This window comes from Sphingomonas sp. CL5.1, assembly GCF_013344685.1.
In the GTDB taxonomy this organism is placed as follows: Bacteria; Pseudomonadota; Alphaproteobacteria; order Sphingomonadales; family Sphingomonadaceae; genus Sphingomonas.
This window is the reverse complement of sequence record NZ_CP050137.1, coordinates 3967732-3989795: the sequence shown is the minus strand read 5'-3', so window position 1 is coordinate 3989795 and position 22064 is coordinate 3967732. Positions and strand designations below refer to the sequence as shown.

The 22064-nt window shown below is 68.3% G+C and carries 19 protein-coding genes and 1 tRNA gene; 9 read left to right on the top strand and 11 right to left on the bottom strand.

What is annotated here, in order from left to right; all coding sequences use genetic code 11:
• The first annotated feature begins 78 nt into the window (after nucleotides 1-78).
• Nucleotides 79-399 carry a TIGR02300 family protein gene (locus F9288_RS19150; RefSeq protein WP_174838251.1) on the top strand — a complete coding sequence of 107 codons (321 nt, stop codon included), beginning with the start codon at nucleotides 79-81 and terminating at the stop codon, nucleotides 397-399.
• 77 nt (nucleotides 400-476) lie between these two features.
• Nucleotides 477-552 (top strand) — tRNA-Ala (locus tag F9288_RS19145).
• 56 nt (nucleotides 553-608) lie between these two features.
• On the opposite strand, the gene F9288_RS19140 is transcribed toward F9288_RS19145, so the two are convergent.
• Complete coding sequence (locus F9288_RS19140) at nucleotides 609-1082, bottom strand: Lrp/AsnC family transcriptional regulator (RefSeq protein WP_174838250.1); 474 nt, start codon at nucleotides 1080-1082, stop codon at nucleotides 609-611.
• Nucleotides 1083-1176: 94 nt separating this feature from the next.
• Between F9288_RS19140 and putA the strand changes: the two genes are divergently transcribed.
• Complete coding sequence (gene putA, locus F9288_RS19135; RefSeq protein WP_174838249.1) at nucleotides 1177-4797, top strand: trifunctional transcriptional regulator/proline dehydrogenase/L-glutamate gamma-semialdehyde dehydrogenase; 3621 nt, start codon at nucleotides 1177-1179, stop codon at nucleotides 4795-4797.
• Between the two features lie 232 nt (nucleotides 4798-5029).
• The gene (locus F9288_RS19130; protein ID WP_368076171.1) at nucleotides 5030-5752 is read left to right on the top strand and encodes a M23 family metallopeptidase; all 723 of its coding nucleotides are present in this window, start codon (nucleotides 5030-5032) and stop codon (nucleotides 5750-5752) included.
• A gap of 97 nt (nucleotides 5753-5849) precedes the next feature.
• Here F9288_RS19130 and F9288_RS19125 read toward each other — a convergent pair whose 3' ends face one another.
• Complete coding sequence (locus F9288_RS19125; protein ID WP_174838247.1) at nucleotides 5850-7181, bottom strand: MFS transporter; 1332 nt, start codon at nucleotides 7179-7181, stop codon at nucleotides 5850-5852.
• 64 nt (nucleotides 7182-7245) lie between these two features.
• Here F9288_RS19125 and F9288_RS19120 point away from each other — a divergent pair, with 64 nt between their 5' ends.
• Together F9288_RS19120 and F9288_RS19115 are read left to right on the top strand one after the other, a co-directional pair.
• A complete protein-coding gene (locus tag F9288_RS19120) occupies nucleotides 7246-8385 on the top strand; it encodes an aromatic ring-hydroxylating dioxygenase subunit alpha (RefSeq protein ID WP_174838246.1) in 1140 nt (379 codons plus the stop codon).
• Complete coding sequence (locus F9288_RS19115) at nucleotides 8385-9230, top strand: CoA ester lyase (protein ID WP_302675339.1); 846 nt, start codon at nucleotides 8385-8387, stop codon at nucleotides 9228-9230. The genes F9288_RS19120 and F9288_RS19115 overlap by 1 nt, the downstream gene beginning before the upstream one ends.
• Nucleotides 9231-9261: 31 nt before the next feature.
• Here F9288_RS19115 and F9288_RS19110 read toward each other — a convergent pair whose 3' ends face one another.
• The 6 genes from F9288_RS19110 to F9288_RS19085 all read right to left on the bottom strand — a co-directional run bounded on the left by F9288_RS19110 (nucleotide 9262) and on the right by F9288_RS19085 (nucleotide 13090).
• Entirely contained in the window at nucleotides 9262-10491 is a 1230-nt protein-coding gene (locus F9288_RS19110; RefSeq protein ID WP_174838244.1) for a M20 family metallopeptidase, read from the bottom strand.
• Nucleotides 10492-10543: 52 nt separating this feature from the next.
• The gene (locus F9288_RS19105; RefSeq protein ID WP_174838243.1) at nucleotides 10544-11632 is read right to left on the bottom strand and encodes a PA0069 family radical SAM protein; all 1089 of its coding nucleotides are present in this window, start codon (nucleotides 11630-11632) and stop codon (nucleotides 10544-10546) included.
• 31 nt (nucleotides 11633-11663) lie between these two features.
• Complete coding sequence (locus tag F9288_RS19100) at nucleotides 11664-11870, bottom strand: DUF2842 domain-containing protein (RefSeq protein WP_174838242.1); 207 nt, start codon at nucleotides 11868-11870, stop codon at nucleotides 11664-11666.
• The gene (locus tag F9288_RS19095) at nucleotides 11867-12418 is read right to left on the bottom strand and encodes a 5-formyltetrahydrofolate cyclo-ligase (protein WP_174838241.1); all 552 of its coding nucleotides are present in this window, start codon (nucleotides 12416-12418) and stop codon (nucleotides 11867-11869) included. Before F9288_RS19095 ends, F9288_RS19100 begins: the two co-directional genes overlap by 4 nt.
• A 193-nt stretch (nucleotides 12419-12611) precedes the next feature.
• Nucleotides 12612-12914 (bottom strand): cell division protein ZapA, encoded by a 303-nt coding sequence (zapA, locus tag F9288_RS19090; RefSeq protein WP_174838240.1) that lies wholly within the window; start codon nucleotides 12912-12914, stop codon nucleotides 12612-12614.
• A complete protein-coding gene (locus F9288_RS19085; RefSeq protein ID WP_174838239.1) occupies nucleotides 12914-13090 on the bottom strand; it encodes a hypothetical protein in 177 nt (58 codons plus the stop codon). The genes zapA and F9288_RS19085 overlap by 1 nt, the downstream gene beginning before the upstream one ends.
• Nucleotides 13091-13249: 159 nt before the next feature.
• Here F9288_RS19085 and gap point away from each other — a divergent pair, with 159 nt between their 5' ends.
• Together gap and pgk are read left to right on the top strand one after the other, a co-directional pair.
• On the top strand, nucleotides 13250-14254 hold the full coding sequence (gene gap / locus F9288_RS19080) for a type I glyceraldehyde-3-phosphate dehydrogenase (RefSeq protein ID WP_174838238.1): 1005 nt from the start codon (nucleotides 13250-13252) through the stop codon (nucleotides 14252-14254).
• A gap of 64 nt (nucleotides 14255-14318) precedes the next feature.
• On the top strand, nucleotides 14319-15509 hold the full coding sequence (gene pgk, locus F9288_RS19075; RefSeq protein ID WP_174838237.1) for a phosphoglycerate kinase: 1191 nt from the start codon (nucleotides 14319-14321) through the stop codon (nucleotides 15507-15509).
• Here pgk and F9288_RS19070 read toward each other — a convergent pair whose 3' ends face one another.
• Both F9288_RS19070 and F9288_RS19065 read right to left on the bottom strand, forming a co-directional pair.
• Nucleotides 15510-16229, bottom strand: coding sequence for a hypothetical protein (locus F9288_RS19070; RefSeq protein WP_174838236.1), 720 nt, complete (start codon nucleotides 16227-16229; stop codon nucleotides 15510-15512).
• Nucleotides 16226-17434, bottom strand: coding sequence for a toxic anion resistance protein (locus tag F9288_RS19065; RefSeq protein WP_174838235.1), 1209 nt, complete (start codon nucleotides 17432-17434; stop codon nucleotides 16226-16228). Before F9288_RS19065 ends, F9288_RS19070 begins: the two co-directional genes overlap by 4 nt.
• Before the next feature lie 192 nt (nucleotides 17435-17626).
• On the opposite strand from F9288_RS19065, the gene typA reads away from it, so the two are divergent.
• Nucleotides 17627-19447 carry a translational GTPase TypA gene (gene typA, locus F9288_RS19060; protein WP_174838234.1) on the top strand — a complete coding sequence of 607 codons (1821 nt, stop codon included), beginning with the start codon at nucleotides 17627-17629 and terminating at the stop codon, nucleotides 19445-19447.
• Nucleotides 19448-19628: 181 nt separating this feature from the next.
• Here the strand turns inward: typA and F9288_RS19055 are convergent, their stop codons facing one another.
• On the bottom strand, nucleotides 19629-21977 hold the full coding sequence (locus tag F9288_RS19055) for a TonB-dependent receptor (protein WP_174839195.1): 2349 nt from the start codon (nucleotides 21975-21977) through the stop codon (nucleotides 19629-19631).
• Nucleotides 21978-22064: the final 87 nt, after the last annotated feature.

Genomic DNA, 22064 nt, shown 5'->3' with positions numbered 1-22064 from the left:
GGTCATGCTATGGCAAGGCGCCCGCCACTTCGCAGGGAATGGCCTGTTGAACCACCCATCCGAAAGGTTTTGCACGGCATGATCAAGCCGGAATGGGGCACGAAGCGTACGTGCCCGAAATGCGCGACGCGTTTCTATGACCTCGAAAAGAACGACCCCGTCACCTGCATCAGCTGCGGCTATGCATGGGAGCCGGAGCCGATCCTGAAATCCAAGCAGCCGCTTCCGTTCGAGGAGGCGAAGACCGACAAGGGCGAGCCGGACAGCGATCTGGCCGGCGACGACGACGTCGATATCGACACCGGCGAGGACGAGGAGCCCTCGGCCGACGACGAGGTGGATCTCGGCGGCGACGACGACCTAGGCGTCGAGACGTCGAGCGACGACGAAGAGAATTGACGGTTTTTGGCGAGCGGCGAAACAGCCGCTTGCCAAGGCCGTCGCGCCCCGCTAGGGGGCGCTTCCCGGACGGAAATGGGGCCGTAGCTCAGCTGGGAGAGCGTCGCAATGGCATTGCGAAGGTCAGGGGTTCGATCCCCCTCGGCTCCACCATCCTCCTCCTCAATACATTGATTTCGCGATAGTTCGCCGGGCGGCCATGCGCCGCTCTACGTCGTCGTGTCGCGGATCGTCTCCATCGCGACGAAAGTCGATGTGCTCGCTACATGCGGCAGGCTGGAGATGCGCTCGCCCAGCACGATGCGGTAGCGGCGGATGTCGGCGGTGCGCACCTTGAGAAGATAGTCGAAGTTGCTCGCGATCATGTGGCATTCCTCGACCTCCGGAATCTTCAGCACCGCGCGGCGGAATTCGTCCAGCGCTGTCTCGCGCGTGTCCGACAGCTTCACTTCGGCGAAGGCGACATGGTCCAGCCCGAGCTTGGCCGGATCGATCACCGCGCGGAAGCCCCGGATATAGCCTTCCTCGATCAGCCGCCTGAGCCGCACCTGGCACGGCGTCTTGGACAGGCCGACCCGCCGCGCCAGCTCCGTCACGGACATGCGCCCGTCCTCACGCAGCGCGCCGATGATGCGGCTGTCGAACACGTCGATTTCACCATGAAGCGCCGTTTTGCCATTCATATCACCTGACCATATGCCAAAATGAAGTCCATTCAGTCATATTATGGCTGATGATCGGTCGGATTGCCACGATCGACTCTGCTAATGGCGCGAGATGACCGACGCGTTCGCACCATTGTTTGCCGATTTCGCCCCGCCGATCCGCCCGCAGACGCCGCCGCGGCAGGCGATCACCGCCGCCTATCGCCGGCCCGAGCCGGAATGCGTCGCCGCGCTGCTCGACCAGGCGACGCTGCCCGAGCCGGTCCGCGCCGCCGCCGCCGCGACGGCGACCGCGCTCGTCACCGCGCTGCGCGCCAAGCACAAGGGCAGCGGCGTGGAGGGGCTGGTCCACGAATATGCGCTGTCGAGCCAGGAGGGCGTGGCGCTGATGTGCCTCGCGGAAGCGCTACTGCGCATCCCCGACGATGCGACGCGCGACGCGCTGATCCGCGACAAGATCGCCGGGGGCGACTGGCGCGCGCATCTGGGCGACGGGCGCTCGTTGTTCGTCAACGCGGCGACCTGGGGGCTGGTCGTCACCGGCAAGCTGACCAGCAGCGTCAACGACAGCGGGCTGGGCGCGGCGCTCACCCGGCTGATCGCGCGCGCGGGCGAGCCGGTGATCCGGCGCGGCGTCGACATGGCGATGCGCATGATGGGCGAGCAGTTCGTCACCGGCGAGACGATCGGGCAGGCGGTGAAGCGCGCGCGCGAGCTTGAGGCGCGCGGCTTCCAATACAGCTACGACATGCTGGGCGAGGCGGCGACGACTGCGGCCGATGCCGAGCGTTACTATCGCGATTACGAGGAGGCGATCCGCGCGATCGGCAAGGCCTCGGCCGGGCGCGGCGTCTATGGCGGGCCGGGCATCTCGATCAAGCTCTCCGCGCTTCACCCGCGCTATGCCCGGTCGCAGGCGGATCGCGTGATGGGCGAGTTGCTGCCGCGCGTGAAGGCGCTGGCGGTGATCGCCAAGGGTTACGACATCGGCCTCAATATCGACGCCGAGGAGGCCGACCGGCTGGAGCTGTCGCTCGACCTGCTGGAGAGCCTCGCGCTCGATCCCGATCTGGCCGGGTGGAACGGCCTCGGCTTCGTCGTGCAGGCATACGGCAAGCGCTGCCCGTTCGTGATCGACTGGATCGTCGATCTGGCGAAACGCGCCAACCGGCGGATCATGGTGCGGCTGGTCAAGGGCGCCTATTGGGATGCCGAGATCAAGCGCGCGCAGGTCGACGGGCTGGCCGATTTCCCGGTCTATACGCGCAAGATCCACACCGATGTCGCCTATGTTGCCTGCGCGCGGAAGCTGCTGGCGGCGACCGATCACGTCTTCCCGCAATTCGCGACGCACAATGCGCAGACGCTGGCGACGATCTACCACATGGCGGGGCCGGACTTCGCGATCGGCCGCTACGAGTTCCAGTGCCTGCACGGCATGGGCGAGCCGCTGTATGACGAGGTGGTCGGCAAGGACAAGCTCGACCGGCCGTGCCGCATCTATGCGCCGGTGGGCACGCATGAGACCCTGCTCGCCTATCTCGTCCGGCGGCTGCTGGAGAATGGCGCCAATTCCTCTTTCGTGAACCGCATCGCCGATCCCGAAGTGTCGATCGCGGAACTGGTCGCCGATCCGGTCGAGGCGGTGCGCGCGATGCCGGTGATCGGGCAGAAGCATCCGCAGATCGCGCTTCCCCGCGAATTGTACGGCGCGCGCGCCAATTCCGCCGGGCTGGACCTGAGCGATGAAACCACGCTTGCCGCGCTGGGCGAGACGATGCGCGCGGGGGCGTCCGACGCGTGGCGAGCCGCGCCGGCGGACGGGGAGGGAACGGTGCGGCCGGTGCTCAACCCGGCAGATCACCGCGACCGTGTCGGCACGGTGGTCGAGGCGTCGGCGGAGCAGGCGCGCGCCGCGGCGGCGCGGGCGCTGGCGGCGGCCCCGGCATGGGCGGCGGTGCCCCCGGCCGATCGCGCCGCATGCCTCGATCGCGCGGCGGCGATCATGCAGCAGCGGATGCCGGCGCTGCTCGGGCTGATCGTGCGCGAGGCGGGCAAGTCGCTGCCCAATGCCATCGGGGAGGTGCGCGAGGCGATCGACTTCCTGCATTATTATGCCGATCAGGCGCGGCGCACGCTCGGGCCGGCGCATGGCGCGCTCGGGCCGGTGACGTGCATCAGTCCGTGGAACTTCCCGCTGGCGATCTTCACCGGGCAGGTGGCGGCGGCGCTGGTCGCGGGCAATCCGGTGCTGGCCAAGCCGGCCGAGGAAACCCCGCTGATCGCCGCGCAGGGCGTCGCGATCCTGCATGAGGCGGGCGTGCCGGCGGACGTGCTGCAACTGCTGCCCGGCGACGGCGCGATCGGCGCGGCGCTGGTCGCCGCGCCCGAGACGGCGGCGGTGATGTTCACCGGATCGACCGAGGTGGCGCGGCTGATCCAGCGCGAGCTTTCCACGCGGCTTTCCGCCGATGGCGCGCCGATCCCGCTGATCGCCGAGACGGGCGGGCAGAATGCGATGATCGTCGATTCCTCCGCGCTCGCCGAGCAGGTGGTGGCGGATGTGATCGCCTCCGCCTTCGACAGTGCGGGGCAGCGTTGCTCGGCGCTGCGCATCCTGTGCTTGCAGGACGACATCGCCGATCGCACGCTGGACATGATAAAGGGCGCGCTGCACGAGCTGTCGATCGGGCGGACCGATCGGCTGGCGATCGATATCGGCCCGGTCATCACCGCCGAGGCGCAGGCGACCATCGCGAAGCATATCGAGCGGATGCGCGGCCTCGGCCGCCCGGTGGAGCAGATCGCGCTGGCGGGTGAAACCGCGCACGGCACCTTCGTGCCGCCGACGATCATCGAGCTTGACGATATCGCGGACCTGACGCGCGAGGTTTTCGGCCCGGTGCTGCACGTCGTGCGCTTCCGCCGCGCCGGGCTGGACCGGCTGATCGACGCGATCAACGCGACCGGATACGGCCTCACCTTCGGCCTGCATACGCGGCTTGACGAGACGATCGCGCATGTCACGGCGCGGGTGAAGGTCGGCAACATCTACATCAACCGCAACGTGATCGGCGCGGTGGTCGGCGTGCAGCCGTTCGGCGGGCGCGGGCTTTCCGGGACCGGGCCGAAGGCGGGCGGGCCGCTCTATCTCGGCCGGCTGGTGACGGGGGCGCCGGTGCCGCCGCGGCTTTCCTCGAACAGCGCCGATCCCGCCGCGCGCGACCTCGCCTTGTGGCTGGAGGAAGCGGGCGACGGCGCGGCGGCGGCGCGGGTGCGCGCGGCGATCAGCGCCTCGCTGCTCGGCGGCGAGGTGGAGCTGCCGGGGCCGGTGGGCGAGCGCAACCTCTATGCGCTCCATCCGCGCGGGCGGGTGCTGCTGCTGCCGGAGACGCGCGAGGGGCTGATCGCGCAGCTCGGCGCGGCGCTGGCCGGGGGCAATGACGCGGTGGTCGCGGGAGGCGCCGCGCTGCTCCCGGAACTGCCGCCGTCGGTGGCGCGGCGTGTCTCCCGCGTGGCGGACTGGACGAAGGCCGGGCCGTTCGCCGGCGCGCTGATCGAGGGCGAGCCCGCGCGGGTGCGCGAGGCGCTGGCCGGGCTGGCCGCGCTGCCGGGGCCGATCGCGCTGCCGCAGGCCGGCAGCTACCGGCTCGACTGGCTGGTGGAGGAGGTGTCCACCTCGATCAACACCACCGCGGCGGGTGGAAATGCGAGCCTGATGGCGATGGTCTGACGCGATTCATGCGCCGTTCAGGCCGCCCGGTTCCATCGATTAGCCTCATGATATAACGACTCAACGCAGCTTCGGCCCGACCCGACGCTTCGGATGGGGGCTTCTATTGCGTATTTTAACCGCGCGGAGCCAGAAAGCGTCGTCCGGGGCGCGGGGGTGCGATCCAGACAGATAGACAAGTAACGCCGGGTCGCTCGGCGGTAGTGGTTCCATGCACGCTCGTCGGGGTCTGATGTCGCACTTTTCTCTTACGCAACTCGTCCGGGTCGCTTCGATCGCCGCCGCCTCGCTGGCGCTCGCCGGGGTCGGCACCGCTGCCAACGCGGCGCCGGAAGAGGGGCAGAAGCCCGCCGTCGGCGGCCCGATCCTCGCGGCGAGCAGCGCCGACGCATCGGTCGAACTGACCGGCGAGGCGCAGTTCCGCTCGCTGTTCATGACGTGGAAGAAGATGGACCGGATGGAGCAGGGGGTGATCTCCATTCCCTCCGTGCAGCCGGTGCAGCACCTCAATTTCTCCAGCAATTTCGGCGTCCGCAGCGACCCCTTCCGGGGCACCGCCGCGATGCACGCGGGCGTGGACATCCCCGGCCCGGTCGGCACCCCGATCTACGCCACAGCCGACGGCATCGTCAGCCACGCCGATCGCCTCGGCGGCTATGGCAACATGGTGGAGATCAACCACGGCAAGGGCATCGCGACCCGCTATGGCCACCTTTCCAAGATCCTGGTCGCTGACAATATGCGCGTGAAGCGCGGGCAGCTGATCGCGCTGATGGGCTCGACGGGTCGCTCCACCGGGCCGCACCTCCACTATGAGGTGCGCATCGACGGACACGCGGTGAACCCCGTGCCGTTCCTCACCACCGCGGATTACCTGCTCGCCGCGCGGGACAGCTCGGTGAAGCAGATTCCGGTCGTGACCAGCGGCCCCGCGCCGCTGGACACCGTGGATTGACGTCCACGCGGGCGGCCCGACCGGCTGCCCGGTTTTCCGATTTCCTGACGATCGATCCGGCCGCGCGCGTCCGCGCGGCCGGCTTTGCCCTGTCCGCCTAAAGCGCCTCTTCCTCCCGCACATCGCCCTCGCCGGTGGTGCCGGCGCTGCCGATCGAGCGGTCGATCATGCCGGTGTGGCTCATCCACCAGAACAGCAGCACGCCGGGCAGCGCGATGACGGTGGTGAGCAGGTAGAAGTTCACATAGCCCATTGCCTCGATCAGCGCGCCCGCCGTCGTGCCGGTGACGATCCGGCCGAGGATGCTCGCGGCGGCGGAGATCAGCGCATATTGCGCCGCCGTGAAGCGCAGGTCGCACAGCGCCGAGAAATAGGCGACCACCGCCACGCCGCCGAAGCCGCTGGCGAAATTCTCGAATCCGATCGCGCCCGCCATGCCGGCGTTCGAATGACCGGCGGCGGCGAGGCCGGCGAAGCTGAGGTTCGACACCATCATCAGGATCAGCGCGAGCAGCACCGAACGCTTCATCCCCATCCGCGCGTAGAGGATGCCGCCGACGAAAATCCCGACCAGATAGGCCCAGAAGCCGAGGCCCACGTCATAGAAGGCGATCTCGTCATTGCTGAACTTCAGGTCGTCGAACAGCAGGCGGAAGGTGAGGTTGGCGAGCGTGTCGCCGATCTTGTGGATCAGGATGAAGGCGAGGATCACCACCGCGCCGGGGCGGGTGAAGAATTGCACGAACGGCCGCCAGATCGCCTCCAGCGCGGCGGAGGCGCCCTTGCGCTCGATCGGGTCGCGCCGCCGCTCCGGCTCGCCGACCAGCAGCCCGGCGAGCATCGCGGGCAGCGCGAAGCAGGCGCAGGCGAGATAGGCGAGATGCCACCCGCCGCGCCCCGCGATCACCAGCGCCAGTGCGCCCGCGCCGGCCGACCCGATGCGCCAGCCGTACTGGCTCATCCCCGCGCCGACGCCGAGCTGGCGCGGCTCCAGTATCTCGATGCGATAGGCGTCGATCACGATGTCGAAGGTCGCCCCGGCCGCGCCGACGAGGATCGCCGCCAGCGCGGTCCGCGCGATATCCGCCTGCGGATCGACCAGCGCGAGATTGGCCACCGCCGCGATCACCAGCACCCCGGCGACGAGCAGCCACGACACGCGCTGCCCGAGGTGAGCGATCACCGGCAGCCGCACGCCGTCGACGATCCACGCCCACAGGAATTTGAGGTTGTAGACAAGGAAGGCGAGGCTGAACGCCGTCACCGTCTTTTTGTCGATGCCGCTCTGCGCCAGCCGGGTGGTGAGCGTCGCGCCGATCATCGCATAGGGGAAGCCGGAGGAGATGCCGAGCGCCAGCGCAGCGAGCGGCGCTTTCTCGATATAGGGCTTCACGCCATCGACCCATGTGCGCTCGACGCCTATATTCATTGCCGACCTTGCTCCCCGTATCCGCTTCCGCGACACTTAGCGGGAAAAGATCGAGAGGACAGCCATGAACGCACCCGCCGGCCGCCTCCAGCCAACGCCCGGTCAACTCGCGCTCGCGGCGGCGCTGGCCGATGGCGGCACCGCGCGCGAACCGCGCATCACCTATGTCGACGCGGCGGCCTATACCGATCCGGCGCGGCATGTCGCCGAACAGGCGCGCATCTTCTCGCGCGCGCCGCTGGTGATCGCGCCCTCCGCGCTGCTGCCGGAGCCGAACATGGCGGTGCCGCACGACGGCTTCGGCAAGCCGCTGCTCGTCACGCGCGACAGGGCGAGGGAGGCGCATGTCTTCCTCAACGTCTGCCGCCATCGCGGCACGCGGCTGGTGGAGGGCCGGGAGGTGGCGTGCGGGCCGCGCCTCGTCTGCCCCTATCACGCATGGAGCTATGCGCTCGACGGAAAGCTGGTCGGTCTGCCGCGCGGCGAGACCTTTCCGGGGCTGGACAAGGCTGACTATGGCCTGAAGCGCCTGCCGACGCGCGAGGCGGGCGGGCTGATCTGGTTCTCGTTCGACGAGCAGGCCGGGTTCGCCGAAGCCGATGCGCTGGGCCATGACTTCGACGCCTTCGGGCTGGCCGGGCTGCACCTGTTCCGCCGCCGGACGCATGACGTGCCGGCGAACTGGAAGCTCATCATGGATGCGTTCCTGGAGAGCTATCACGTGCTGCGGCTCCACGCGAGCACGATCGGCTCGTTCTTCAAGGACGGCGTATCCACCGCCGACACGATCGGGCCGCACCAGCGCTCCGCGGTGGGGCGCGACGTGGACGAGGCGGCGGTGCGCGCGGGCGACTGGCCGACGTTGCGCTCGGCGATCACCTATACCTATCAGATGTTCCCCGGCACCGTGCTGATCGTCAGCCCCGATTACGTGAACCTGATGGTGATGATGCCGCAGGCACATGACCGCGTGCTGGTCGAGGATTTCATGCTGATCCCCGAAGCGCCGGCGACCGGCAAGGCGCTGAGGCATTGGGAGAAAAGCTGGGCGCTGCTCGACGGCGGCGTGTTCGGCAGCGAGGATTTCCGCGCCGCCGCATTGGGCCAGGAGGGGCTGGAATCCGGCGCGGTGGAGCGGATAACGCTCGGCGCGCTGGAGGTGGGGATTCGCCACTTCCACGATCAGGTGGAGGCAAGGCTTTGATACGACCGAGGCGCAGCGCATTGTTCATGCCCGCATCCAACGCACGGGCGATCGAGAAGGCGCGCGGGCTGGAGTGCGACGTGGTGATCCTCGATCTGGAGGATGCCGTCTCGCCCGACCAGAAGGCGCTGGCCCGCGATCAGGCGGTGGCGGCGGTGCGCGCGGGCGGCTTCGGCCGGCGTGAGCTGGTGGTGCGCGCCAACGGGCTGGACAGCGAATGGGGCGCGGACGACCTTGCGGCGATCGCCGGCGTCGCGCCCGATGCGGTTCTGCTGCCGAAGGTCTCCTCGCCCGATACGTTGCGCGGGGCGCGGGCGGCGCTCGGCGCGGGACCGGCGCTGTGGGCGATGATCGAGACGTGCCGGGGGATCGTCGACCTTCCCGCGATCGTCGCGGCGGCGGAAGAGACCGGGCTTGCCGCGCTGGTGCTGGGGCCGAACGATCTCGCCAAGGAGATGCGCTGCCGCCCCGGCGTCGACCGCGCGCCGCTGCTGCCGGCGATGACGAATCTGGTGCTTTGCGCGCGGATGGCGGGGATCGCGGCGCTCGACGGCGTGTGCAACGCGATCGACGATCCCGCGCGGGTCGAGGCGGAATGCCGGCAGGGTCTGGCTTGGGGCTTCGAGGGCAAGACGCTGATCCACCCGTCGCAGATCGCGCCGGCCAATGCGGTCTTTTCCCCGAGCGACGATGAAGTGGCATGGGCGCGCGCGGTGGTCACGGCGTTCGACGACCCGGCCAATGCCGGGAAAGGCGCGATCCGCGTGGAGGGCAGGATGGTCGAACTGCTCCACCGCGACGAGGCGCGGCGCACGCTGGCGATCGCGGAGGCGGTGGCGGGCTGAACGGCCGCCCCACCGCCTCGGCGGCCGTTACTCAGTCGAAGCCGTTGGCGAGATAGCGCTCGGCGGCGGCGCAGTGCATCGCGATGCCCTTCGCCATCGTCGCCTCGTCGATCGTCATCTTCGTATTGTGCAGCGGCGGATTGGTGCGCGGATCGCTGCCCTGCGGCGCGACGCCGATGAAGGCCATCGCCCCCGGCACCTCGCGCAGCACATAGGAGAAATCCTCGCCGCCCATCATCGGCGCGGGCATGGTGGACCAGCCGTCCTCGCCGGAAATCTCGCCGGCCAGCGCGCGCACCAGTCCGGTGGCGCGCGGATCGCACATCGTCACCGGATAGCCTTCGTCGATCTCCACCTCGGCGGTGCAGCCGTGCGCGGCGGCGATATCGGTCGCGATCTGGCGGAAGGCGGCGCGCATCGTGCCGCGCGTCGTTTCGGACAGGGTGCGCAGCGTGCCGGCCAGCTTCACCTCGTCGGGGATGATGTTGTGCGCGGAGCCGGCGTGGATCTGCGTGATGGTCAGCACCGCCGGATCGGACACGGGCACGCGGCGCGCGATGAAGGTCTGCACCGCGCCGACGATCTCGCAGGCGACCGGGATCGGATCGAGGCAGTCGTGCGGCATCGCGGCGTGCCCGCCCTTGCCGCGGATCGTCGCCTTGACGGTGTCGGTGGAGGCGAGCAGCGGCCCCTCGCGGCCGATGAACAGGCCGGCGGGGGCGTTGGGGGAGATGTGCAACGCGAAGGCGGCGTCGGGGCGGACGATGTTCAGCAGCCCGTCCTCGATCATGTGGCGCGCGCCGTGCTGCCCCTCCTCGCCGGGCTGGAACATGAACACGACCGTGCCCGACAATTGCTCCTTGCGCGCGCAGAGCGCCTTGGCCGCGCCGGCCAGCATCGCGCAATGCGCGTCATGGCCGCAGGCGTGCATCGCGCCGGGGACGGTGGAGGCGAAGTCCAGCCCCGTCTCCTCGCTCATCGGCAGCGCGTCCATGTCGCCGCGCAGCAGCACGGTGCGCGTGTTGCTGCCCTGGCCGGCGCGCCCGCCGCGCAGGATCGCGACGAAGCCGGTGGTCGTCTTGCTGTCGTGGATCTCCAGCGGCAGGCCGACCAGCGCGGCCTTGAGTTTCCCGGTGGTGCGCGGGCAGTGGTTGCCGATCTCCGGCTCGGCATGGATCGCGCGGCGCAGCGCGACGACGTCCGCCAGTTCTTCCGCGCCGATGGCGGTCCAGTCGGTGCGGCGATCGATCGTGGTGGTCATGGGAATGCTCCTTTGCGGGCGATCCTAGGCCCGCCGGTGGGAGTCGGTCCAGCTAGAACAATTCCCCCTGCGGGCCGGCCGGCGGACGGAACAGATCGGTGCGGAGCCGCATCTTCTCGCCGTTGCGGTCGATGCCGTAGCGGCGGCGCGCGAGCAGGAAGCGGGTGCGCAGCAATTCGGCCCACGGCCCCTGTCCGCGCATCCGGCTGTGGAAATCGGGATCGTTGTCCCTCCCCCCGCGCAGCGAGCGGATGATCGACATCACCTTGCCCGCGCGATCGGGGAAATGCTCGTCCAGCCACGCGCGGAACAGCGGCGCGACCTCCCACGGCAGGCGCACCGGGATGAAGGAGACGCCGCGCGCCCCGGCCCCTGCGGCCTGCTCGACGATCGCCTCTACCTCGCTGTCGGTGATCGCGGGGATCACCGGCGCCATGTTGACATAGACCGGCACGCCCGCGTCAGCGAGCCGCCGCACCGCCATCAGCCGCCGCACCGGATGCGGTGCGCGCGGCTCGATCGTCATCGCGATGCGCGGCACCAGCGAGGTGACCGATATCGCCACCGCCGCCAGCCCCTTCGCCGCCATCGGCACGAGCAGGTCGAGATCGCGCGTCACCCGGTCGGACTTGGTGGTGATGAACAAGGGATGGTCGCATGCCGCCAGCACCTCGATCACCTGCCGGGTGACGCGCCATTCGCGCTCAATCGGCTGATAGGGATCGGTGTTCGTCCCCATCGCCATCGGCTGGCAGACATAATTCCTCTTCGCCAGCTCGGCGCGCAGCAACTCCGCCGCATCGGGCTTGGCGAACAATTTCGTCTCGAAATCGAGACCGGGGGAGAGATCGTGGAAGGCGTGGCTCGGCCGCGCGAAGCAATAGATGCAGCCGTGCTCGCAGCCGCGATAGGGGTTGATCGAGCGGTCGAACGGGATGTCGGGGGACTTGTTGCGGTTGATGATCGTCCTGGGCCGCTCGACGGTGACGGTGGTGCGCAGCGGTGGCGGCGCGCCGTCGATCAGCCCGCGATCGTCGAGCCAGTCCCCGTCCGCCTCGTTCTGCGGCAGGTTGAAGCGGCGGCTCTCGTCGTTCCGCGTCGCGCCGCGCACCGCTCGGGATTTGGGCCGGGCCTGATCCATTGTCCCGTGATATCAGAACAAAATAAGAACATCAACGCCAGTGCCCGGTCTCCATCCAGCGCAGCAGCGGCTTGAGCGGCGCGATCCAGACGATGCCGGTGACGATGTAGAAGGGAAGTTGCAGCGCCCAATGCCACTGGCCGACGACGCCCGACAGGCTGACGACGGCCACGCACCAGACCGCGATGATCGCGAGGATGATGAGCATCCCGGCGGGTTTGCGCCAGCTTGGCGTCATGGCGTGATCCATTCCTTCTCGGTCGCGATCGCGTGGAGCGGCATGTCCCACGGGTCGACCGGCAGCGCCTCCACCTCCTGCGCCGAAAGCGCAACCCCGATCCGTCGCGCGTCGGGAAATTGCGCGAAGGCGCGGTCGTAATGCCCCGCGCCCTGCCCGAGCCGGTCGAGCCCGCGGGTGAAGGCGACGAGCGGGGTGAGGATGATGTCGGGTGCAAGCTCCGCCCAATGGTCATGCGGCTGGGCGAGGCCGAAGGGGCCGGCAGCCAGCGCCGCCTCGGTATCCCACGCGAGGAAGCGCAGCGGCGTCGCGCGGTCCACGACATGCGGCAGCGCGATCGCGCATCCGGCCTCCACCGCCGCGCGGGCGAGCTGCGCGGGATCGGCTTCGCTGCCCAGCGGCATGTAGCTGGCGACCGTCAGACCGCGCGACAGCAGGCCGCGGAACGGCGCGGGGCAGGGGACGTCGGCGCCATGCGTTGCGACGAAACGCGCGCGTGCGGCGCGGGCGGCGGCGCGGATCGTGGACTTGGAAAGCGCTTCGGTCATGAGAGCGGGAGAGCGAGAGAAGCGGTGGCGGGACCGCCATGGCCGTTTGCCGGAGTATCCACTGACGCCCAGTACGTCAGGTGGGGACCATGTACGTCAGACCAGGATCTGCGCAGGGACAGCCCCCATGGATGATGAATAGCCTCAGGGATAGTTCAAGGCTCGCACCGGGCAGAACCCGCCGTGAAGGGATTTAGGCGCTCGCCGCGCTTTTCTCAAGGCTGCTTGCGAGCGATTCCAGCCGGCCGGCGATCGCGGCGAGCGCGTCGGTCTCGCCAGGCGCGCGGGCGCTGGCCTTCGCATCGGCGAGATCGTCCGCCAGCATCAGCGCCGCGAGCAGCAGTGCCTGCAACGTGCCGGTATTGCCGGACGCGCGCTGCGCATCTCCCCAGCGCTGGTCGATCATCGCGCCGAGTTGCTCGAGTCGCGCCTCCTCGCCGTCGCGGCAGGCGACCGGCCAGCGATTGTCGCCGATCACCAGCGTCACCGTCGCCATCAACCGTCCTCCCGCGCGATGATCTCGTCCAGCGCGCCGACGGCCTTCGCCATCGCCTCGCGCAATTTCTCATGGCGGCGGGCGAGCGAATCGCTTTCCTTGCGCTGGGCGACGACGGCGGCCTCGATCCGCGCGACCGCCGCCTCGATCCGTTGCAACGGCGAGGTGTCTGTCATGGCTTCACGATAGGAACCTGCCGGTTTCGGGACAAGCCCGCTCGCGGCGGTCCGTTGCGCGGTTGACGCGCGGCGCCTCCGTCGCGCAAAGGCTCCCGCGAGCGGGAAAGCGGCAGCCGCCGCCCCGGACCGACGCTATCGGGAGGCTATGAGGATTTTATGACCAAGGTTGCGATCAACGGTTTCGGGCGCATCGGCCGCCTGGTGGCGCGCGCGATGCTGGAGCGGGGCGGGGACCTGGAGCTGGTCGCGATCAACGATCTCGCCGATGCCAGGTCGAACGCATGGCTGTTCGCGCGCGACAGCGTGCATGGCCGCTGGCCGGGCACCGTCACCGCCGAGGGCAACGACCTGATGGTCGACGGCAAGCGCATCCGCGTCACCGCCGAGCGCGATCCGGCCAACCTGCCGCACAAGGAACTGGGCGTCGAGCTGGTGCTGGAATGCACCGGCTTCTTCACCGACCGCGCCTCGTGCGAGAAGCATATCGCGGCGGGCGCGAAGAAGGTGCTGATCTCCGCGCCGGGCAAGGGCGTCGACCTGACCGTGGTCTTCGGCGTCAACGAGGACAAGCTGGAGGCCGGGCACACGATCGTCTCGAACGCGTCGTGCACCACCAACTGCCTCGCGCCGGTGGCGAAGGTGCTGAACGACACGGTCGGCATCGAGCGCGGGCTGATGACCACCGTCCACGCCTATACCAACGACCAGAAGATCCTCGACCAGATCCACCCGGACCTGCGCCGCGCCCGCGCCGCCGGGATGTCGATGATCCCGACCACCACCGGCGCGGCGCGCGCGGTGGGCGAGGTGCTGCCGGAGCTGAAGGGCAAGCTGGACGGTTCGGCGATCCGCGTGCCGACGCCGGACGTCAGTCTCGTCGACCTGACCTTCACGCCGAAGCGCGACACCAGCGTCGAGGAGATCAACCAGATACTCAAGGCCGCGTCCGAAACCGCGCGGCTCAAGGGCGTGCTCGATTTCTCGGACGAGCCGCTCGTCTCGATCGATCTCCAGCACACGCCCGCGTCCTCCACCGTCGACAGCCTCGAGACGGCGGTGATCGACGGCAAGCTGGTGCGCGTCGTGAGCTGGTACGACAACGAATGGGGCTTCTCGAACCGCATGGTCGACACCGCCACGCGGATGGCGAAGCTGGGTTGATCCGACAGGCACCGCCCCGGTGAACGCCAGGGCGGCGGCCGGTTAACATTTCACGCGAGGAATCATGTCCAGGCCATTCCGAACGCTCGACGATATCGGCGATGTCCGTGGCAAGAGGGTGCTCGTCCGCGAGGACCTGAACGTGCCGCTGGCCGATGGCCGTGTCACCGACGACACCCGGCTGCGCGCGACCGTCGCGACCGTCGCGGAACTCGCCGACAAGGGCGCGGCGGTGCTGGTTCTCGCGCATTTCGGACGGCCGAAGGGGCAGCCCAACCCGGAGATGTCACTGGCGCGGATCGTCCAGCCTTATTCGGCCGTCCTCGGCCGTCCGGTGCGGTTCGTCGACTGGGACGGCGCGGAGGCGGCGATCGCCATGCTCCAGCCCGGCGATATCGCGGTGCTGGAGAATACGCGCTTTTTCGCGGGAGAGGAGAAGAACGCGCCGGAAGTGGTTGAACGGGTTGCCGCTCTCGGCGATCTATACGTCAACGACGCCTTCTCCGCCGCGCATCGCGCGCACGCCTCGACCGAGGGCGTCGCGCATGTCCTCCCCGCCTTCGCCGGGCGCGCGATGGAGGCGGAACTCGACGCGCTGGAAAAGGCGCTGGGCAAGCCGGAGCATCCGGTCGCGGCGGTGGTCGGCGGGGCGAAGGTCTCGACCAAGCTCGACGTGCTCAAGCATCTGGTGGTGAAGGTCGATCACCTCATCATCGGCGGCGGCATGGCCAACACCTTCCTCGCCGCGCGCGGGGTGAATGTCGGCAAAAGCCTTTGCGAGCATGACCTTACGGGCACCGCCGAAGAAATCCTCGAAGCCGCCGACCGCGCCGGCTGCACCGTCCATCTGCCCTATGACGTGGTGGTGGCAAAGGAATTCCGCGCCAACCCGCCGACGCGCACCGTCAACGTGCATGAAGTGGCCGCCGACGAGATGATCCTCGATGTCGGCCCGGCGGCGGTGGAGGCGCTCGGCGACGTGCTCAAGACGTGCCGGACGCTGGTATGGAACGGCCCGCTGGGCGCGTTCGAGACGCCGCCGTTCGATGCTGCGACGGTCGCGCTCGCCCGCACGGCGGCGGCGCTGACGCAGGACGGCAGCCTCGTCTCGGTCGCCGGCGGCGGCGACACGGTCGCGGCGCTCAACCACGCGGGCGTGGCGGACAAGTTCACCTTCGTCTCGACCGCCGGCGGGGCCTTCCTCGAATGGATGGAAGGCAAGGAACTGCCCGGCGTGAAGGCGCTGGCGCGCTAGCTACGCGGCCCCGCCCTCGCCGCGATATTTGATTTCGAGATAGCGCCCGCGCGTCGCGAGCGAATCGAGATCGCCCTGCGCCAACTCCTCCGACATCTGGCCGATCTCGCGCTCGATCAGTTCCAGACCCTCGACAAGCTGGCGGTCCGGGGTCTTGCCGTTGCGCGGAGTGGCGCGCAGTTCGCGCGGCACACGTTGATAATCGCGCACGAATTCGGGGAGCTGCTCCCCGACAAGCCGGCGGATTTCGGCCGTGGCGGGCGTCTCCTCATGGATCGCGGCAAGCTGCGCCGCGAGCGTGTCGAGCCGCACCCCGATCCGGTCGGCGATCGGCACGGCCGGGGCCGGCAGCGCGAGCCGTTGCGCGTCGAGCCAGCGCGCCGTCTGCGTGGGGAGGGCGCGGATGTCCGCCTGCCGCAGCCGCTCCGGCGCGACCGGCGCGTCGGGCGGCCATATCGCCAGCGTCACCGTGGCGGCGATCAGGATCGCCATCACGGCGGTCGCGCCCATGATGCCGAGCGGCATGACCAGCCCGGCCGCCACCGCCGCGATCAGGATCACCGCATCGGCGATCGCGATCCGCGCCAGCCGCCGGCCGAGCCGTTTCGCGCCCGCGCTGCGCCGGCGGCGGAGCATGTAGCCGGCGTCGTAATGCGCGCCGGTGATCCGCTCATAGGCCGCGCGGGCGGCGGCGATCGTCTGGTCCGACGTGTCGCTCACATCGACTCCAGCCTGAAATTATCCTGCGGCGCGGCGACCTGGTTCTGCGCGGCGCCCTCGGCGCGAGCGATATAGCCGCGCGATTTCTCCACCTCGCGGCCCAGCGTGTCGACGGTCGCCTTCATCGAATCGAGCGCCTTCATCTTGAAGGTGTCGATCGCGTCCATCGTGTCGTAGATGTTCTGGAAGGCGCGTTGCAGTGTCTCCAGCGGGATCGCCGACGAGGCCGCCTGCTCATGGATGCGCGCGGTGTTCGAGCGCAGCAGCTTGCCGGTCGAATCGATGATGTTGGCGGTGGTGGTGTTGAGCTGGGTGATCTGCTCCAGCACCAGTTTCTGGTTGGTCATCGCCTGCGCGACGGTGACGGCGGTGCGCAGCGCCGATACGGTGGTGGTGGAAGCGCGATCGACGCCCTTTATCAGCTCGACATTGTTCTTCTTGACCAGATCGAGCGCGAGATAGCCCTGCACCGTCACCGCCATCTGCGTCAGCAGGTCCTGCGTGCGCTGGCGGGCGTAGAACAGCGCGCTCTCGCGGATCGCCTTGGCCTTGGCCGGATCGGTCGCGTCCAGCTCGTTCGCCTTGTCCTCCAGCTTGCCGTCCATCAGGCGCGAGAGGTGGATCATCTGCTCCAGCCGGCCCATCGCCGACCACAGGTTCGCGCGCTCGGTGTCGATCGCGGCATTGTCCATCAGCAGCTCGTCCTTGCCGGAGGCGAGGCTGCGCAGGATCGAGGCGATATGCGTCTGGCTGGATTTGTAGCTGTCGAAATAATTCCGCATCTTGTTGCCGAACGGGATGATCCCGAACAGCTTCTGCGGCGCGGTGAGATTGCCCTTCCGGCCCGGATCGAGATCCTCCACCACGCGGCGGAGCTGGGCGAGGTCTTTCCCCACGCCGGTTTCCTGGTCCATCGCCCGCACCGGGCGATCGAGGAAGCGGTTGGACTGGCCGGCGGCGTCGCGGATCTCCTTCGCGCCCATCGCGGTGATCGCATCGACGCGCTTGCCGAACTCGGGCGAGTTCGCGTCCTGCGCCACGAGCTGCGCGACGAAATGGTCGACCCGCTCCTCCAGCTTGCTCCTGGTTCCGTCGTCGACGGGCACCAGCCCGGCGGCTTTTTCCGCCGGGACGGGCGGCACCGGATCGGGCGGCGTCAGCTTCAGCGCGAACTCGTCGGTGGTCGTCTCGGGGGTGGTCGCCATCTTTTCCTCCAGCGATGCGCGAGCATGACCCGCCTGCGCCTCGCGTTCAACTGTGTTGCGTATGTAACACGCTGGCGCGCCGGTTCAACCGACAAAGGCATGTGCCATAATCAGGGCATCTAGCCGCAATGCAGCAAATAGGCTATCGGCGCGCGCGAAGCGCCGCGCCCTGCGGCCATTCCAGGAATTCAGATGAATCTGCGCAATATCGCCATCATCGCGCACGTCGATCATGGCAAGACCACCCTTGTGGACCAGCTTTTCCGCCAGTCCGGCACGTTCCGCGACAATCAGCGCGTCGAGGAGCGCGCGATGGACTCGAACGATCTGGAGCGCGAGCGTGGCATCACCATCCTCGCCAAGCCGACCTCGATCGAGTGGGAAGGCACACGCATCAACATCGTCGACACGCCCGGCCACGCCGATTTCGGCGGCGAGGTGGAGCGCATCCTGTCGATGGTCGACGGCGTGATCCTGCTGGTCGATTCGGCCGAAGGAGCGATGCCGCAGACCAAGTTCGTCACCGGCAAGGCGCTGGCGCTGGGCCTGCGCCCGATCGTCGTGGTCAACAAGATCGACCGCGCCGACGCCCGCGCGCAGGAAGTGCTGGACGAGGTGTTCGATCTGTTCGTCACGCTCGACGCGAGCGACGAGCAGCTCGACTTTCCGGTGCTGTTCGCCTCCGGCCGCAACGGCTATGCCGGCGACAACCCGGACGTGCGCGAAGGCACGCTGCGCCCGCTGTTCGAGAAGATCGTCGATCACGTCCCGCCGCCCGCGCTGGATCAGGAGGCGCCGTTCTCGTTCCTCGTCACCTTGCTTGACCGTGACAATTTCCTTGGCCGTATCCTCACCGGGCGCGTGCAGTCTGGCGTGGTGAAGCTCAACCAGCCGATCCATGCGCTCGATCAGGAGGGCAATGTGATCGAGACGGGCCGCGCCTCGAAGCTGATGAGCTTCCGCGGGCTGGAGCGCGTGCCGGTGGAGGAAGCGCGGGCGGGCGACATCATCAGCCTCGCCGGCCTGACGGTCGCGACGGTGGCGAACACGATCGCCGACACCAGCATCGAGACCCCGATCCGCGCGCAGCCGATCGACCCGCCGACGCTCTCGATGCGCTTCGCCGTGAACGACAGCCCGATGGCCGGGCGCGAAGGCAGCAAGGTCACCAGCCGCATGATCCGCGACCGCCTGATGCGCGAGGCGGAATCGAACGTCGCGATCAAGATCACCGAAGCGGCGGACAAGGATTCGTTCGAGGTCGCCGGGCGCGGCGAGCTTCAGCTCGGCGTGCTGATCGAGACGATGCGCCGCGAGGGCTTCGAGCTGGGCATCAGCCGCCCGCGCGTGCTGTTCCGCGATGGCCCCGGCGGTCGCGAGGAGCCGTATGAGACGGTCGTCATCGACGTGGACGAGGAGTTCAGTGGCACGGTCGTCGACAAGATGAACCAGCGCAAGGCGGAGATGACCGACATGCGCCCGTCCGGCGGCGGCAAGACGCGCATCACCTTCTCCGCCCCGTCGCGCGGCCTGATCGGCTATCACGGCGAGTTCCTGTCCGACACGCGCGGCACCGGCATCATGAACCGGCTGTTCGAGAAGTACGGCCCGTACAAGGGCCAGATCGACGGCCGGAAGAACGGCGTGCTGATCTCGAACGGCTCGGGCGAGGCCAATGCCTATGCGCTGAACGCGCTGGAGGATCGCGGCATCCTGATGGTCGCGCCGGGCGACCCGCTCTACGAAGGCATGATTATCGGCGAGAACGCCAAGACGGACGACCTTGAGGTCAATCCGATGAAGGCGAAGCAGCTCACCAACTTCCGCGCCTCCGGCGGCAAGGACGATGCGATCCGCCTCACCCCGCCCAAGAAGATGACGCTGGAGCAGGCGATCGCGTACATCGACGACGACGAGATGGTGGAGGTGACGCCCAAGTCGATCCGTCTGCGCAAGCGCTACCTTGATCCGCACGAGCGCAAGCGCGCGGCGCGGGCGAAGGAAGCGGCCTGACGCAGCCTTGCCGTCGCCCCGGCGAAAGCCGGGGTCACGCGCGGCAGGGGAGAAATGTCGCTGAGATCCCGGCTTCCGTCGGAGCGACGTGAAACAAGAAAAAAGGGCGGCGTGGCATCGACCACGCCGCCCTTTTTCTGGCCAGAATGGCCGGGGTGGATCGCGCCGCCCCGGCTTCCGATCAGTTGAACTTGCCGGACACCGAGACGCCGATGACGCGCGGTTCGTTATAGACCGCCGCCATATAGTTCTCGATCACGCCCTTGAGATTCTGCTCGTTGGTGAGGTTCCGGGCGAACGCCGCGATCTCATACTTCTTGTCCGGCGTGGTGTAGCCGACCTTCAGGCCCAGTTCGAGATTGCCGTCCGCGTAGAACTCCTTCGTGCGATAGAGCACGAAATTGGTGTAGCCCTGCACGTTCACGTCGCTGTTGACGAAGAAGGCGCCGCCGTTGCCCAGCGGGATGTCATAACGCACCGCCGCGTCGACGTTGAAGGTCGGCGCGTTGGGCAGCGGGTTGCCGTTCACCGACACGAAATAGCTCTCGCTGGTCCCGCTGCCCTTCGTGAAGGCGATCGGGTTGAGCACGGTGCAGACCATCACCCCGTTCAGGCTGCACACCTGCGCATAGGCGTTGCGGTCCTTGATCTCGCTGTGCAGCGCGCTCGCGCCCAGCGTGAAGGTGATGTTGCGGATCGGCCGCCACTCCGCTTCCGCCTCGATGCCGTAGGCGTTGGCGTGGTCGGCGTTGAACAGGACGCCGTTGCCGTTCGAATCGTTGCCGTTGAGCTGGATGTTCTTCACCGTATAGGTGAAGGCGGTGGCGTTGAACCGCAGGTTCGAAGCCGGCTGCGACTTGAAGCCCGCCTCATACGACATGATCGTTTCCGAATCCGCCATGGTGAACGGCGCGCCGAACACCGCCGAGCGGCCCTGGATGGTCGGGCCACGGAAGCCGCGCGCGACACGGGCATAGAGATTCAGGTCCGGATTCACTTCGTACAGCGCCGACACGTCCCAGCTCGGCTCCTTGCCGACGAGGCGCACGTCGCTCGGCGCCGACGCGGGGAAATTCACCGTCGCGCCGGTCATCGCCGGCTTCAGCAGCGTGGTGCGCTTGCGATCCTCGGTATAGCGCGCGCCGCCGGTCAGCGTCAGCTTGCCGATCGTGTAGCTCGCCTGGCCGAACACCGCCCAGGACGTGTTCACGTCATGCAGCCGCACCCAATTGTCCGGGTTGTTGGTGTTGGGGTTGGAGGCGACGAACGGGGCCGTCAGGAAATAGCGGCGCTGGTAGAAGTCCGTGATGTCGCGGCTGTCGAAATAGAAGCCGCCGAACTGCCACTTGAACGCACCGTCGCCGTTCGAGGCGAGGCGCAGTTCCTGCGTCCACTGGTCCAGCCCGCGCAGATAGCCCTCGCTCTCGCCATAGCCGTTCGGGTTGCCGAGATACGGGAAGTTCACCGCCGCGCCGCCGTCCGTGTCGCCACGGCTGTAGCCCGAGGAATGCTCATAGGCGGTGATCGAGGTCAGCGTCGCGCCGCTGAAATTCCATGCCGCGCGCAGCGAGGCGCCCTGCGTGTTATAGGCCTGCACATTATTGTCCGCCTCGTCATAGGAGACGACGTCACGCGGTGTGCTCTGGGCGTTGTTCGAGCCCTTCGTCAGCGCGCCGCGATGGAACAGCGTCGAGGTGCCGTCATAGTCGCGGACATGGCCCGACAGGTCGATCGAGAAATTGTCGGTCGGGGTGAACAGCAGCTGGAGGCGGGCGTTGCGGTCGTTGAAGCCGCCCATCACGTCCTTGCCGCCCCTGGTGCCGTCGAAGCTCGGGCCGGTGTAGCTGTTGCTGACCCAGTTGTCGCGATGCTGCCACAGGCCGGAGACGCGGAACGCCAGCTTGTCGGCGACGATCGGGCCGCCGAGGCCGACGTCCGCCGACACCGTGTTGTAGCTGCCCCACGAGGCGGAGCCACGGCCTTCCCAGTCCATCGTCGGCTTGTTGGTGTCGAACTTGATGATGCCGGCCGTGGTGTTGCGGCCGAACAGCGAACCCTGCGGGCCGCGCAGCACTTCGACCTGCGCCACGTCATAGACCGGGTTCGACTTCAGCACGACATGCTCGAGCACGACGTCGTCCTGGATGATCGACACCGGCTGCGACGCGCCGAGATAGAAGTCCACGTTGCCGAGGCCGCGAATGTAGAAGCGCGGGAAGATGCGGCCGGTGGTCGTCTCGACGTAAAGGCTGGGCACACGGCCGGAGAGCGCGAGGATGTCCTCGCCCGCCGCCTGGAAGTTGCGCAGATCGGCGCCGCCGACCGCCGCGACCGACACCGGCACGCGCTGCATGTTCTCGCTGCGGCGTTCGGCGGTGACGACGATATCGCCCAGCCCGGCGCTGTCGGAAGCGGCGGCGGGAGCGGCGTTGTCCGTGGACTGGGCCTGTGCGGAGACTGCGGAAACGGCGAGGCCGATGGCCACGCCCGCGAGCAGCGCGGGGCGGATGCGATTGATCGACACGATGATACCCTCTTTTGGCTTATGTTCGGCGAGGATGACGCTCAGTCCGAGGTCCGCGAACGTGCGGCCCCAATGGCGCCGACCGGCTCGCGC